At 68.1% G+C, this 13,897-nt stretch carries 8 protein-coding genes; 1 reads left to right on the top strand and 7 read right to left on the bottom strand.

What is annotated here, in order from left to right; translation table 11 throughout:
* Positions 1-29: 29 nt before the first annotated feature.
* The 7 genes from BMY68_RS22650 to BMY68_RS22680 form a co-directional block, all read right to left on the bottom strand.
* Entirely contained in the window at positions 30-2,690 is a 2,661-nt protein-coding gene (locus tag BMY68_RS22650; protein ID WP_085534242.1) for an excinuclease ABC subunit UvrA, read from the bottom strand.
* A 168-nt stretch (positions 2,691-2,858) separates the two neighbouring features.
* The gene (locus BMY68_RS22655; protein ID WP_085534240.1) at positions 2,859-4,970 is read right to left on the bottom strand and encodes a hybrid sensor histidine kinase/response regulator; all 2,112 of its coding nucleotides are present in this window, start codon (positions 4,968-4,970) and stop codon (positions 2,859-2,861) included.
* 261 nt (positions 4,971-5,231) lie between these two features.
* The gene (locus BMY68_RS22660) at positions 5,232-8,315 is read right to left on the bottom strand and encodes an error-prone DNA polymerase (protein WP_085534238.1); all 3,084 of its coding nucleotides are present in this window, start codon (positions 8,313-8,315) and stop codon (positions 5,232-5,234) included.
* Positions 8,312-9,727: a Y-family DNA polymerase gene (locus BMY68_RS22665; RefSeq protein ID WP_085534236.1), complete on the bottom strand. Its 1,416-nt coding sequence runs from the start codon at positions 9,725-9,727 to the stop codon at positions 8,312-8,314. The genes BMY68_RS22660 and BMY68_RS22665 overlap by 4 nt, the downstream gene beginning before the upstream one ends.
* A 7-nt stretch (positions 9,728-9,734) precedes the next feature.
* A complete protein-coding gene (imuA, locus tag BMY68_RS22670; protein WP_062825606.1) occupies positions 9,735-10,352 on the bottom strand; it encodes a translesion DNA synthesis-associated protein ImuA in 618 nt (205 codons plus the stop codon).
* Entirely contained in the window at positions 10,352-10,969 is a 618-nt protein-coding gene (gene lexA, locus BMY68_RS22675; protein ID WP_085534234.1) for a transcriptional repressor LexA, read from the bottom strand. Before lexA ends, imuA begins: the two co-directional genes overlap by 1 nt.
* A gap of 38 nt (positions 10,970-11,007) precedes the next feature.
* The gene (locus BMY68_RS22680; protein ID WP_085534232.1) at positions 11,008-11,925 is read right to left on the bottom strand and encodes a LysR family transcriptional regulator; all 918 of its coding nucleotides are present in this window, start codon (positions 11,923-11,925) and stop codon (positions 11,008-11,010) included.
* 103 nt (positions 11,926-12,028) lie between these two features.
* Between BMY68_RS22680 and BMY68_RS22685 the strand changes: the two genes are divergently transcribed.
* A complete protein-coding gene (locus BMY68_RS22685; protein ID WP_085534230.1) occupies positions 12,029-13,771 on the top strand; it encodes an amidohydrolase in 1,743 nt (580 codons plus the stop codon).
* Positions 13,772-13,897 lie beyond the last annotated feature (126 nt).

Consider the following 13,897-nt stretch of genomic DNA (forward strand, 5'->3'; position numbering starts at 1 on the left):
CCCGCCATGGCCGACGGCTCAACGAAGGCTCACCCCAGGGCCTGGGCCAGGAATGGCGCGGTGCGGCTCTTGCGGTGCCTGGCCACCTGTTGTGGCGTCCCGCTGACCACCACTTTACCGCCCTGGTCGCCAGCGCCCGGGCCGATATCGATCACCCAATCGGCCTGGGCCACCACGCGCATTTCGTGTTCGACCACCACCACGCTGTGGCCGGCCCGCACCAGGTTGTCCAGTTGTTCCAGCAGGCGATCGACATCCCGCGGATGCAGGCCGGTGGTCGGCTCGTCCAGCACATACAGGGTGGCGCCGCGGGGGTTGCGCTGCAGCTCGGTGGCCAGCTTGATCCGCTGCGCTTCGCCACCGGACAGCTCGGTAGCGGGCTGGCCGAGGCGCAGGTAGCCCAGGCCGATATCGCGCAAGACTTCCAGGGAACGGCGGATGCTCGCCTGTCCGGCGAACACCTCGACCGCCTCCTGCACCGTCAGTTGCAGGACCTGGGCGATGTCCAGGCCGTGCCACTTGATAGCCAGGGTCTGCGGGTTGTAACGCGCGCCGTGGCAGGTCGGGCACGGCGCATAGACGCTGGGCATGAACAGCAATTCGACGCTGACAAAACCTTCGCCTTCGCAGGCCGGGCAACGGCCCTTGGCGACGTTGAAGGAGAACTGCCCGGCGTCGTAGCCCAGCACGCGCGCCTCGGGGGTGGCGGCGAACAGCTTGCGCACGTGGTCGAACAGCCCGGTGTAGGTCGCGAGGTTCGAGCGCGGGGTGCGGCCGATGGGTTTCTGGTCCACTTGCACCAGGCGCTTGATCCGCTCCAGCCCGGCGGTGACTTCGCCGCTGCTGGCCTGCGGGGCGTCGTCCTCCAGGTTCAGCTCCTCCGGCTCTTCGTTGCCCTGCGGCCGCCCGAGGTGCGCGCCCACCAGTTCCAGCAAGGCCTGGCTGACCAGGCTCGACTTGCCGGAACCTGAAACTCCGGTCACCGCGGTAAAGCAGCCCAAGGGGAATTCCGCGCTCAGGTCCTTCAGGTTGTTGCGGCTGATGCCCTCCAGGCGCAGCCAACCCTGGGCCTGGCGCGCGGTACGGCGGGCCGGCGCCTGCTCGGCGAACAGGTAGGCGCGGGTCTGCGACTGCGCGACCTGGGCCAACCCCGCCGGCGGACCGCTGTACAGCACCTGGCCGCCCTGCTCGCCCGCCGCCGGGCCGACATCGATCAGCCAGTCGGCGCGGCGCATGGTCTGCAGGTCGTGCTCGACCACAAACAGCGAATTGCCCGAGGCCTTGAGCTGCTGCAAGGCCTCGAACAACGCCTCGGCGTCCGCCGGGTGCAGGCCGGCCGAAGGCTCGTCGAGCACGTAGATCACCCCGAACAGTTGCGAACCCAGCTGGGTCGCCAGGCGCAGACGCTGCAACTCGCCGGACGACAGGGTCGGCGTGCTGCGCTCCAGGGCCAGGTACCCCAGGCCCAGGCCAGTCAGGGTGCTGACCCGCTCCAGCAGGTCCTGGGCGATGCGTTGCGCGGCCAGGCGTTTTTCCAGGGACAGGTTCGGCGTGTGCCGCACATCCGGCCCTCCAACATGCCCCGGCGCGCCCTGGGCGATCCGTTGTTGGCGCGCGGCCTGGGTCTGTTCGTGGCTCCAGACCTCGCCGACCTCCTCGGCCTGTTCCAGGTAAGCCTGGGCGGCCACCGGCTTGAGCACCTCGGCCAGTTGCAGCAGGGGCATCTGCGACAGCTCGCCGATGTCGAGGCCGGCGAAGGTCACCGACAGCGCCTCGCGCTTCAGGCGCTTGCCCTCGCACAGCGGGCACGGGCTGCCGAGCATGAACTGCGACACGCGCTTTTTCATTAGCGCGCTTTGCGAATGGGTGAAGGTGTGCAGCACATAGCGCCGGGCCCCGCTGAAGGTGCCCATGTAGCTCGGTTCCTGCTTGCGCTTGAGGGCCTCGCGGGTCTGCTCCGGGGTCAGCCCGGCGTACACCGGCACGGTCGGGGTTTCTTCGGTGAACAGGATCCAGTCGCGCTGTTCTTGCGGCAGGTCGCGCCAGGGAATATCGACGTCGTAGCCCAGGGTCACGAGGATGTCGCGCTGGTTCTGCCCCTGCCAGGCCAGCGGCCAGGACGCCACCGCGCGCTGGCGGATGGTCAGCGAAGGGTCCGGGACCATGGACGCCTCGCTGACCTCGTAGACCCGGCCCAGGCCGTGACAGTTGGGGCAGGCCCCTTGCGGGGTGTTGGGCGAGAAGTCTTCGGCGTAGAGCATCGGCTGCCCCGGCGGATAGCTGCCGGCCCGGGAATAGAGCATGCGGATCAGGCTGGACAAGGTGGTGACGCTGCCCACCGAAGAGCGGGTGCTCGGCGTGCCGCGCTGCTGTTGCAGGGCCACCGCCGGCGGCAGGCCTTCGATGGCGTCGACATCCGGCACCCCGACCTGATCGATCAGGCGCCGGGCGTAGGGCGCCACCGATTCGAAGTAGCGGCGCTGGGCCTCGGCATACAGGGTCGAGAACGCCAGGGACGATTTGCCGGAGCCGGAGACCCCGGTGAACACCACCAGCGCATCGCGGGGAATATCCACGTCGACGTTGCGCAGGTTGTGTTCGCGGGCGCCGCGCACCCTGACAAAACCCGAGCTGTTCGCGGGCAAGGAAGACAATACCTGTGGCGAAGGCGTGTTGCGCGCTGAAGTCATGGGGCAGCCTTGTATCGGAGGTGTCGGAACAGAGGTCAAGTCAGAAAGCCCCACGGCGCCAGCACCGGCGACAGGCAGCCACCCGACCGAGATGCAGGGTGCATGGGCCCGGGGTTTTGAGCAACCGCGGATGTCGAACGTTCGGCGGACTTTTTCCCGCTTATGGCCTTACGCCTCCAGCACCGACCTGACCATGGCGGTCAGGGCGTCCGGGCTGTAGGGCTTGCTCAGCAGGTGGGTGTCCGGGCTGAGCTGGTGATTGCAGGAAATGATGTCGCGGGTATGCCCCGAGGTGAACAGCACCGCCACCGCCGGCGACTGGGTCTTGGCCCAGAGCGCCAGGTCGGTGCTTTTGATCAGACCGGGCATCACCACATCGGTGAAGATCAGCTCGACCCGGGCGCCGCTCAGCAGCAGTTGCATGGCCGCATCGCCATTGGCCGCCACCAGCACCTTGTAGCCGGCGCTCTCCAGCAGCTCGACCGCCGCCGCGCGGACGTCCTCGTTGTCCTCCACCACCAGGATGGTTTCCTGGCCATGGCCAGGCCGCTGCCCGCGCCGGGGCGCCTCTCCCGGTTCCGGCTCGGTGCTGCGCACGAAATACATGCGCACCATGGTGCCCTGCCCTGGCGTGCTGAGCATCTCGATATGACCGCCGCTCTGCTTGACGAAACCGAACACCATGCTCAGTCCCAGCCCGGTGCCCTGGCCGTCGCGCTTGGTGGTGAAAAACGGCTCGAACGCCTGCTTGAGCACCTCGGGGGGCATGCCATCGCCGGTATCGGCCACCGACAGGCACAGGTAGTCACCGGGACTGATGCCCTTGCCGGCGCAGAAACCGCGGTCGAGCACCAGGTTTTCGCCACGGATGCCGATGGTGCCCTCGCCCTTCATGGCGTCGCGGGCGTTGATCGCCAGGTTGAGCAAGGCGTTTTCCAACTGGCTGCGATCGACCTTGATGCACCAGGGCTTCGCCGGCAGTTGCACATCGATGTCGATGGTTTCGCCGAGGGCCCGTTGCAGCAACTCACTCAGGCTGTCGGGAATCCGGCGGGGGTTGTAGACCTCGGGCGACAGCGGCTGGCGCCGGGCGAACGCGAGCAATTGCGCGGACAGCTTGGCGCCGCGCTCGACCGCGGTAATGGCCGCGCCGACCCGGCGCTGCACATTGGTATTGTCCGGCTCATGGCGCGCCAGCAAGTGCAGGTTGCCGGCGATCACTTGCAGCAGGTTGTTGAAGTCGTGGGCCACGCCACCGGTCATGCCGCCAATGGCTTCGAGCTTCTGCGCCTGGCGCAGCTGCTCCTCAGCCGAGACCCGCGCGTTGACCTCCTCGGCCACCCGCTGCTCGAGGTTGCGCGTCAGTTGCAGCAGCGACTCTTCGGCCATCTTGCGTTCGTGGATATCGATCAACACGCCGGGAAAGCGCAAGGCCTGTCCTGCGTCGTCGAACTCGCAACGGCCACAGCCCATGACCCACAGGTAACTGCCGTCCTCCCGGCGGATGCGGTATTCGGCGTTGTAGGGCACGCCCTTTTGCACGCTGTAGGCCGCCTGTTCCTTGATCCGCGGCAGATCCTCGGGGTGCACCCGGCCGTCGGCGACCGCCATCGACAGGTCGTCCAGCGACTGCTCCAGCGGGTAGGAAAAGGTCCGGGCAAAACGCTCGTCGCCCGACAGGCGGTCGGCCTTGATGTCCCAGACAAAGGAACCCAGCAGCGCCCCGGCATTGAGCGCCAGTTGCACCCGCTCGTTTTCCGCGCGGTAGGCGTTTTCGACTTCCTGGCGGCGCTGCTCGGACAGCACGTGGGCGGTGGTCTCGACCACGATCGCCATGACCCCGGCCGGCGCCTGGTCGTCGCCGGCCACCGGACTGTAGTAGAGGTCCATCCAGACATGTTCCGGCTGGCCGTTGCGCAGCAGGACCAGCTCCTTGTTGCAGTACGACAGGGTCCCGCCCGCCAGGCAGGTGTCCAGCACATGGCGGTTGAAATCCGCCACTTCCGGCCAGCCCAGCTCCACCTGGCGGCCGAGCAGGTACGGATGCCGGCCGCCGGCGAATTCGGCGTAGGCATCGTTGTAGATCATGTAGCCCGAACGGCCCCAGAGCATGACCAGCGGCACCGGCGAGGCCAGCAGCAACTGCACGGCGCTGCACAGGCTCGACGACCAGTGCTCCAGCGCGCCCAGCTCGGTGACGGACCAGTCGAACGCCTGGATGCGCCCGGCCATTTCGCCTCTCCAGCCCTGGCAACCATGAGGATCGGATAAGAACGACATCGCTTGACCCAGTGAACACGATTGAATGACGGCATTCCCGGCCGCGCCCCGAACGCCACGGACAGGTACTCAAGTTTGGAGCACGGGCCACGCGGATGGTTTCACCGCATTTTCGCGATTGTCGGACCAGTCGCCATGACGCCGGTCAGACAACTCAGTCCCGTAGCCGCTGCCGCAGGCTGCGATTGGCCGGAACGGCCGTAAAAGTCTCAAGATCGCTGAAGGCCTTCAGCCTTGTCGCAGCCTGCGGCAGTGGCTACATCAGCGGAAATCGCGGCTGCGCACGGTGATACCGCTCAGCAGGTCGCTGAGGTCGCTCAGGCGGCCGGCGATCAGGTGGCGGACCTCGCCTTCGGTTTCCAGGGTGCCGTCGACCTTGAGCAACTGCGCGCCCACCAGGACCTTGCGCTGGCGTTCGGCCAGGTCGCGCCAGACCACCACGTTGACGTTGCCGAACTCGTCTTCCAGGGTGACGAAGGTCACGCCGCTGGCGGTGCCCGGTCGCTGGCGCCCGGTGACCAGCCCGGCGACGCTCACCGGGCGCCCGTGCTCGACCTCCAGCAGCTCGCGGGAACTGCGACAGCGCCGGGCCTTGAGCTCGCCCCGCAACAAGGCCAGCGGATGCGGCCCCAGGGTGGTGCCGACGCTCAGGTAATCGGCCTGCAGGTCTTCGCCGACCGTCGGGCGCGGCAAGACCACCGGCGCTTCCTCCTGGCGCGGCAGGCCGGCGAACAGGCCGAGCTGTTGCTGCACCCCCGCCACTTCCCAGCGCGCCCGATGCCGGTGCCCGGCCAGCCCGCGCAGGGCGCCGGCATCGGCCAGCAGTTCCTGGGCGCGGCTGTCCAGGCGCGCCCGTTGCCCGAGGTCGGCGATGTCGACAAACGGGCCATGCCCACGCGCCACCTCGATCCGCCGCGCGTCGTCTTCGCGAAAGCCCTTGATCATCCGCAGCCCCAGGCGCAACGCCGGCTGCGCGCCGGCCAGCGGTTCCAGGCTGCAATCCCAGGTGCTGGCGCGCACGTCCACCGGACGAATCGCCAACTGATGCCGGCGCGCGTCCTGGAGAATCTGGTCGGGGCTGTAGAAACCCATGGGCCAGCTGTTGATCAGGGCGCAGGCGAAGGCCGCCGGCTCATGGCATTTGAGCCAGCAGCTGGCATAGGTCAGCAAGGCGAAACTGGCGGCGTGGGATTCGGGAAACCCATAGCTGCCGAAGCCCTTGATCTGCTCGAAGATCTGCGCGGCGAACTCGTCGCTGTAGCCATTGGCGCGCATGCCGTCGCGCAGGCGCAGGCGATGGGGCTCCAGGCCGCCATGGCGTTTCCAGGCGGCCATGGAGCGGCGCAACTGGTCGGCCTCGCCGGGGGTGTAGTCGGCGGCGACAATGGCGATCTGCATCACCTGCTCCTGGAACAGCGGCACGCCCAGGGTTCGCTGCAGCACCTCTTTGAGCTCCGCCGAGGGATAGGTCACCTTCTCCTTCTTGTCACGCCGGCGCAGGTACGGATGGACCATGCCGCCCTGGATCGGCCCCGGCCGGACGATGGCCACCTCGATCACCAGGTCATAGAAGTTCTTCGGCTTGAGCCGGGGCAGCATCGACATCTGCGCCCGCGACTCGATCTGGAACACGCCGATGGTGTCGGCGCGGCCGATCATTTCGTAGGTGGCCGGGTCCTCGGCGGGGATGCTGGCCAGGCTTAGCCGCTGGTCCCGATAGCCATGGATCAGATCGAAACAGCGGCGAATCGCGCTGAGCATGCCCAGCGCCAGCACGTCCACCTTGAGCAGCCCGACCGCGTCCAGGTCGTCCTTGTCCCACTGGATGATGGTGCGCTCGGCCATGGCCGCGTTTTCCACCGGCACCAGGGTGTCCAGCGGCTGCTCGGAAATCACGAAGCCGCCGGGGTGCTGGGACAGGTGCCGGGGAAAGCCGATCAGTTGCCCGGTCAGGCTCAGGACCCGGCGCAGCACCGGGCTGTCCGGGTCGAAGCCGGCCTCCCGCAGGCGCTCGACGGCCGGCGGCGTGTCGCTCCAGTGGCCGCAGCAATCGGCCAGGGCGTTGACCTGGTCCGGCGGCAGGCCCAGGGCCTTGGCCACATCGCGCACCGCGCCGGCGCCGTGGTAGGTGCTGACCACCGCGGTCAGCGCGGCGCGATGGCGGCCGTAACGCTGGAACACGTACTGCAGGACTTCCTCGCGGCGATCGTGCTCGAAGTCCACGTCGATATCCGGTGGCTCGTTGCGCTCGCGAGAGAGAAAACGCTCGAACAGCAGGGTCGAGCGGTCCGGGTCGATCTCGGTGATGCCCAGGGCGAAACACACCACCGAGTTGGCCGCCGAGCCCCGGCCCTGGCAGAGGATCGACTGGCCGCGGGCAAAGTTGACGATGTCGTGCACCGTGAGGAAATAGCTCTCGTACCCCAGCTCGGTGATCAGCTTCAACTCATCGTCGATCTGCTTGAGCACCTTGGGCTTGGCGCCCCCGGGCCAGCGCTTGACGATGCCGCGTTCGGTCAGCTCACGCAGCCAGCTGGCGGGCGTCTGCCCTTGCGGCACCAGCTCCCGGGGATATTGGTAGTGCAACTGCCCGAGGTCGAAATGGCAGCGCTCGGCGATCTTCAGCGACTCCTCCAGCAGGGCCGGCGGATACAGCCCCTGCAACGCCTCGATACTGCGCAAATGCCGCTCGCCATTGGGGTGCAGGCGCTGGCCGGCCTCGGCCACCCGCACGTGATGGCGGATCGCGGTCATGGTGTCCTGCAAGGCCCGCCGCCCACGCACATGCATATGCACATCGCCGCAGGCCACGGCGGCAATGCCCAGCCCTCGGGCCAGCGCCAGCCATTCGCCCAGGCGCCGCTGATCGTCCTGGCCGCAGTGCAGCTCCACCGCCAGCCACAGCCGGTCGGCGAACACCTGTTGCAACCAGCGTCCGGTTTCCTGCTGTTGCTCCTGTGGCTGCTCGTCCGCCAGCCACAGGGCCAACAGCCCCGGCAAGGGTTGTTCGAAGTCCTCTCGCAGCAGCTGGTACTGGCCCTTCTGCGCCCGGCGCCGGCCACGGGTGATCAGCCGGCACAGGCCCTGGTAACCCTCCAGGTTCTCCACCAGCAGCACCAGCCTGGGACCGTTGTCGAGGCGCATTTCGCTGCCGACGATCAGCGGTAGATTGCTGTCCCTGGAGGCCTGCCAGGCCCGGACGATACCGGCCAGGCTGCATTCGTCGGTAATCGCCAGGGCCTGGTAGCCCTGGGCCGCCGCCCGCTCGAACAGCTCGCGGGCACTGGAGGCACCGCGCTGGAAACTGAAGTTCGACAGGCAGTGCAGTTCGGCGTAGCCCTTCATGCGAACCAGCCCTGCAACAGCAAGGGTACCGCCTCGCCCACCGGGCGATACGCCCAGCCCCGCTGGCCGCCGCGGGTTTCGATCAGGTAGTAATCGCGGCGCACGTCGCCGCCGTCCCACCAGCCGGACTCGATGCGTTCCGGCCCCATGAGGATGTGCGCCGCCCCTTCTGGCAGCACCAGCGGCTCGCGCAGCAGCCAGCCCGGGCGCCGGGGCCCGGGCAACAGCGGGCAAGCCTGGCTGTCGCCGACCGGCTGCCAGCTGCATTCGGGACGGTGGTCCGAGTGGAAGCGCAAGCCATGCACCGCTTCGTCCCCCAGGCGGGCGCGCAGGCGCTCGCGCAGCTGCTCCCAGGGCAGGGATTGCTGCGGGCGCTCGTCGAACAGTTCGCGGTGCTGCGGCACGAAGCGCGGCAAATCCTCGGCCACCAGGCGCACGCCACGTACCGGCGCCGGCACCTGGACCTGCTCCAGGCGCCCGCGCGCCAGTTCGAACAGCATCCCCGGCTCGCGCTCGGCGCTGAGCAGGCCGACCTTGACCAGGGTGTCGGGCCGCTCGACATGCTCCAGGTGCAGCTCGAAGCGCTGCACCCCGCTGTCACGGCCACAGAGAAACGCCGCCAGATCGCAGGCCAGGCGGCGCAGGGGAAACAGCAGGGCCTGATGGGACAGCACGTCGAAATTCAATTCGATGCGCAGATCGAAACGGTCCGGCGGCTGATAGAACGCCAGCGCCAGGGAGCGCTCGCCCAAAAGAGTGTCCAGGTGCTTGAGCAGGCCCGCGTCGAAACGCCGGGCCAGGGTGTCCCGCGGCAGCCCACGCACCTGGACGAAGGTGCGCAGGCCCATGCGCGACAAGGCTGTGGCCGTGCCCGACGGCAGGCCGAGACGCTCCACGGGCATGCGCCCCAGGGCCTGGCGCAATTGCTCCAGGTCGGTCACCGCCAGCCCGTCGTAGGCATTGGCCAGCACCCGGGCCGCCGCCGGATTCGGCGCGCTGACGATGCGGTGGCGAAAACCCAGCACCGTCAGTTCCTGGCGCAGGCGCGCCTCCAGCTGCGGCCAGGGGCCGAACAGGCTCAGGCTCGACTCGATCTCGAACACCAGGGTGCGCGGGTAAAACACGCTGACCTGGGAGCTGAAGCGGTAGGCCCAGGCCGCGAGAAACTGCTGCCAACGGGCGATTTCCTCGGCGTCGTACTCGGCGCTGGCGAAGTCCTTGCTCAGGGCCTGGGCGGCGGTCAACGACTGCCCGGGGCGCAACCCCAGCTCGCGGCCCGCGGCATTCACCGCCTGGATCACCCGGCGCTGCGGCGTCCCGCTGAGCAGCGCCAGCGCGGCCTCCGGTTCGGGGCGCTGGCGCAGCGCCGCGTCCAGCGCCAATTGCGGGAACAGAATACAGACCCAGCGCATGGCAACCTCAGGCCCCCGGGGCGAAGGCGATCGGCGCCGAATGGGCCAGGCCACCACGGCACTTGAGCACCCGCAACTGCGCCGGCCGCGCCTCCACGGCAAGGCGCAGGGCCGCCGGCGAAGGGTTGAGGGCGTCCTTGAGGGAGCGGTAGGCAAAGGCCAGGGTCTGGCCGGTCTCGGCCGCCACCTGCAAACGCCGCAAGGCACGGTCGTCGGCCTGTTGCGGCCAGCACAGCACAGCCCCGCAACTGCCCGAACGCAGGCACTGCTCGGCGGCCCACAGGGCATCCCGTTCGCCGGCCTGGATCACCGCCAGCTGGCGCAGGTCGACCCCGGCGCTCTGCCAGGCCTGGGGGTACGGCACATGGGGCGGCGCCACCAGCACGATGCGTTCGCCGGCGGCCGAGAGCCGGGCCAGGGTCGGCCACAGCAGTTGCAGCTCGCCGACACCCTGGGCGGCGATGAGGATTTCCGTCAGCGCCGCTTCCGGCCAGCCGCCGCCGGGCAAGGCCGCGTCCAGCATGGCGTGGCCGGTGGGCTGCGGGCTGGCGGCGGGCGCCGTCGGGCGGCCCTTCCACACCCGGCCGGCATTGAACAGCGTCTCCAGTGCCACGACGGCGCCCATCAGCCTTGCCTCACCAGGCCACAGAACACCCCTTCGATGGCCAGGTCGCGGTCCTCGCCGATCAGGATCGGCGCATAGGCCGGGTTGCGCGGCAACAGGCGCACGCCATCGGCCAGGCGCTCGAAACGCTTGATGGTGACCTCGCCGTCCAGCCGCGCCACCACGATCTGGCCGTTGCGCACCTCGCTGTCGCGGCGCACCGCCACCAGGTCGCCGTCGAGGATGCCGTCCTCGATCATCGAGTCGCCCTGGACCCGCAGCAGGTAATCGGGGGTGCGGGAAAACAGCGCCAGGTCGAGCAGCAAGCGGCTGTGCACCTCGGCATCGGCGCCGATCGGCAGGCCGGCGGCGACCCGGCCGAGCACCGGGATGTCGAGCAGTTCGGGACGTGGCGGCTGGTTGAGCAGGCGGATGCCCCGGGCCTGGTTGGGGTTGACCTCGATGAAGCCGGCTTCGGTCAAAGCCACGACATGCTTGCGCGCCACGCTGCGCGAGGCGAAGCCGAAGGCCTCGCTGATTTCAGCGAGGCTCGGGGGCTGGCCATGTTCGGCGATGCGCTCGCGGATAAAGGTCAGGATGGCACTGCGGCGGGGAGACAAAGTGGTCATGGAGTACATTTGTACTCCTCCCGGATTTTCCTGACAAGAACCGCCAGTCAGCCCAGGCCACGGCTCGCCAGGAACGCGCTGATGTAATCGATGAACGCCAGCACCTTGGCCGTGGCCCGCCGATGGCTGGGGTAGACCGCGAGGATGTGCGGCCCGAAGCAGTCGGGGTCGATGGCGTAGTCGGCCATCACCCGCACCAGGCGGCCGTCGGCCAGGTAAGGCGCGGCGCTCCACAACGGGGTGTGCAGCAGCCCGCGCCCGGCCAGGGCATTGGCCAGCAGCAGGTCGTAATTGTCGCTGCGCAGCCGCGGCGCCCGAGGTTGCAGCAAGCTCAAGCGCTGCCCGTCCCGCTCGACCCACCAGAACTCGCGGCTGAGCAAGGGATGGCGATAGAGCAGCCATTCGTGGTCGTCGAGGGTCTGCGGCGTCACCGCCACGCCCTTGCGCGCCAGGTAGGCCGGGCTGGCGCACAAGGCCAGGCAATTGCTGCCGACCACCCGGGCGATCAACCCCGGCAGGTCGTCATGGCCTTCGCGCAGGGCCAGGTCGTAGCCGCTTTCCAGCAGGTTGACGAACTCGTCGCACAGGTCCACTTGCAGGTCGATCTGCGGGTACTGCTCGAGGAAACCGCCACACACCTGGTCGAGAAAGGCCTGCCCATAGGCCAGCGGCGCGGTGATTTTCAGGTTGCCGCGCAGGCCATGCTGCAACTGCTCGATTTCCTCGCCGGCCTCCTCCAGCCGCTGCAGGACCTGGCGCGCGGTGTCCAGGTAGAGCCGCCCCACTTCCGTCAGCAGGATCCGCCGGGTGCTGCGCTCGAACAAGCGCGCGCCCAGCTCGACTTCCAGGTGATTGACCGCCTTGGTCAGCGCCGAGGGGGTCTTGCCCAACTGCTCGGCGGCGCGGCTGAAACTGCCCAACTGCGCGGTGACCACGAACATTTTCAGTGCACTCAACTTGTCCATGCTTTTTCCATTCAGGCAAAAACGTTTTTCGTCAGCGAGGCGTTCTGTCGGCTCTGGCAAGCCAATAAGCTGGCCATCAGACGCAATAACAAGGAAATACTCAATGAAAAGATTCATCCCGAATCTGCTGGCGATTGCAGTGAGTTTTGCCTCAATGGAAGCCATGGCCGCCACCGATCTGGTGCTGTTCAACGGCCAGGTGTTCACCGCCGACCGCGCCCAACCCAAGGCCCAGGCCCTGGCGGTGGCCGACGGCAAGGTGCTGCAGGTGGGCAGCGACGCGCAGATCAAGGCCCTGATCGAAACCGGCACCCGGGTCATCGACCTCGGCGGCAAGACCCTGATGCCCGGGCTGATCGACAGCCATTCCCACGCGATCTTCGGCGGCCTGGAAATGACCTCGGCCAACCTGCAGGACGAGGTGGTCGGCCTCGACGAGCTGGAGAAAAAGCTGCGTGCCTGGCGCGACGACGGCAAGGCCAGGCATGGCGATGTGCTCGGCATCGCCGGCATGAGCTCGGCCTACTGGGCCCAGGCCGAAGCCCTGGGCCAGCGCTTCAACGCCGGCGAATGGGCCAGGGTGCCGGTGGTGTTCACCGGCAGCGATCACCATACCGCCTGGGCCAATGACGCGATGCTCGAGCGCGCCGGCATCGACGCCGCCCTGCTCAAGAACCTGCCGCAGGCCGAGCGCGACACCATCGGCAAGCTCGCCGACGGCCGCCCCAACGGCTTCCTGGTGGACGCCGGCTGGGATCGGGTCGCGGCGAAAATGCCGGTGCCCAGCGCCGCCGCCCTGCTCAACGCGGCGCAATCGGCGGTGCGCTACAACAACAGCCTGGGCATCACCGCCTGGATGGACCCGGCGGCCAACGCGGCTCCCGGCGAGGCGGTGTTCGCCCTCAAGCCCACCGCCCAGACCGTCGGTGTGCTGCCGGCTTACAAGGCCCTGGCCGAGAGCGGCGGCATGAGCGCGCATGTCGCCGCGCTGCTGGTGGCCAACCCGAAAAGCCTTCCTGCCGACCTCGACGTCCTGGAGCAGGTGCGCCAGCAATTCCAGGGCATCCCCAACCTGACCCTGCCCGGCGTCAAGATCTTCGCCGACGGGGTGATCGAGTACCCGGCCCAGAGCGCGGCGATGATCGATCCCTACAGCAACTCGCATAAACAGGGCGAACTGCTGATCGATCCCGAGCATTTCGGCGAACTGGTCAGCGCCATCGACCAGCGCGGCTGGCGGGTGCACATCCACGCGATCGGCGACCGCGCGGTGCGCGAATCCCTCAACGGCATCGCCCAGGCGCGCAAGGACCGCCAGAGCGGCATCGCCCACTCCATCACCCACCTGCAGATGGTCAACCCGAAAGAGTTCGCCCGCTTCAAGCCGCTCGGGGTCATCGCCTCGATGCAACTGCTGTGGGCCTCGGCGGACGACTACACCCTGGACATGATCAAGCCCTACGTCAGCGCCCTGGCCTTCCGTTACCAATACCCGGCGCATTCCCTGCTCAAGCAGGGCGCGACTCTCGCCGGGGCCAGCGACTGGCCGGTGTCCTCGCCCAACCCGTGGAACGCCATCGCCCAGGCCATCACCCGCAAGGGGCCGCTGGGGGTGCTCAACGCCGACGAGCGCCTGGACCGCGAAACCATGTTCTACGCCTACACCCTCAACGCCGCCCGCGCCATTGGCCTGGAGCGGCAGATCGGCTCGCTGAGCGCCGGCAAACAGGCCGATTTCATCGTGCTGGACCGCGACGTGTTCAAGGTCGACGAAAAGACCCTGCACGAAACCCAGGTGCTGCAGACCTGGTTCGCCGGCCGCGAAGTCTACGCCCGGCCTCTTTAACCCGATGCGTCTAACCCAATGCATCTAACCCGATCTCGCTAAACCGCCCCATCTAAAAAAAACCGATCCACTGCCCCGCCCCACATCCTTGCGCGTGTGGGCCGGCGCAGCCTTGCCCGAAACCTG

It is taken from the genome of Pseudomonas sp. NFACC41-3, from assembly GCF_900109505.1.
Taxonomy (GTDB): Bacteria; Pseudomonadota; Gammaproteobacteria; order Pseudomonadales; family Pseudomonadaceae; genus Aquipseudomonas; species Aquipseudomonas chlororaphis.

Excerpts from the sequence above, each read along its gene's own strand:
- BMY68_RS22650 (WP_085534242.1), bottom strand. The coding sequence starts at position 2,690 with ATGACTTCAGCGCGCAACACGCCTTCGCCACAGGTATTGTCTTCCTTG.
- BMY68_RS22655 (WP_085534240.1), bottom strand. The coding sequence starts at position 4,970 with ATGTCGTTCTTATCCGATCCTCATGGTTGCCAGGGCTGGAGAGGCGAA.
- BMY68_RS22660 (WP_085534238.1), bottom strand. The coding sequence starts at position 8,315 with ATGAAGGGCTACGCCGAACTGCACTGCCTGTCGAACTTCAGTTTCCAG.
- BMY68_RS22665 (WP_085534236.1), bottom strand. The coding sequence starts at position 9,727 with ATGCGCTGGGTCTGTATTCTGTTCCCGCAATTGGCGCTGGACGCGGCG.
- imuA (WP_062825606.1), bottom strand. The coding sequence starts at position 10,352 with ATGGGCGCCGTCGTGGCACTGGAGACGCTGTTCAATGCCGGCCGGGTG.
- lexA (WP_085534234.1), bottom strand. The coding sequence starts at position 10,969 with ATGTACTCCATGACCACTTTGTCTCCCCGCCGCAGTGCCATCCTGACC.
- BMY68_RS22680 (WP_085534232.1), bottom strand. The coding sequence starts at position 11,925 with ATGGACAAGTTGAGTGCACTGAAAATGTTCGTGGTCACCGCGCAGTTG.
- BMY68_RS22685 (WP_085534230.1), top strand. The coding sequence starts at position 12,029 with ATGAAAAGATTCATCCCGAATCTGCTGGCGATTGCAGTGAGTTTTGCC.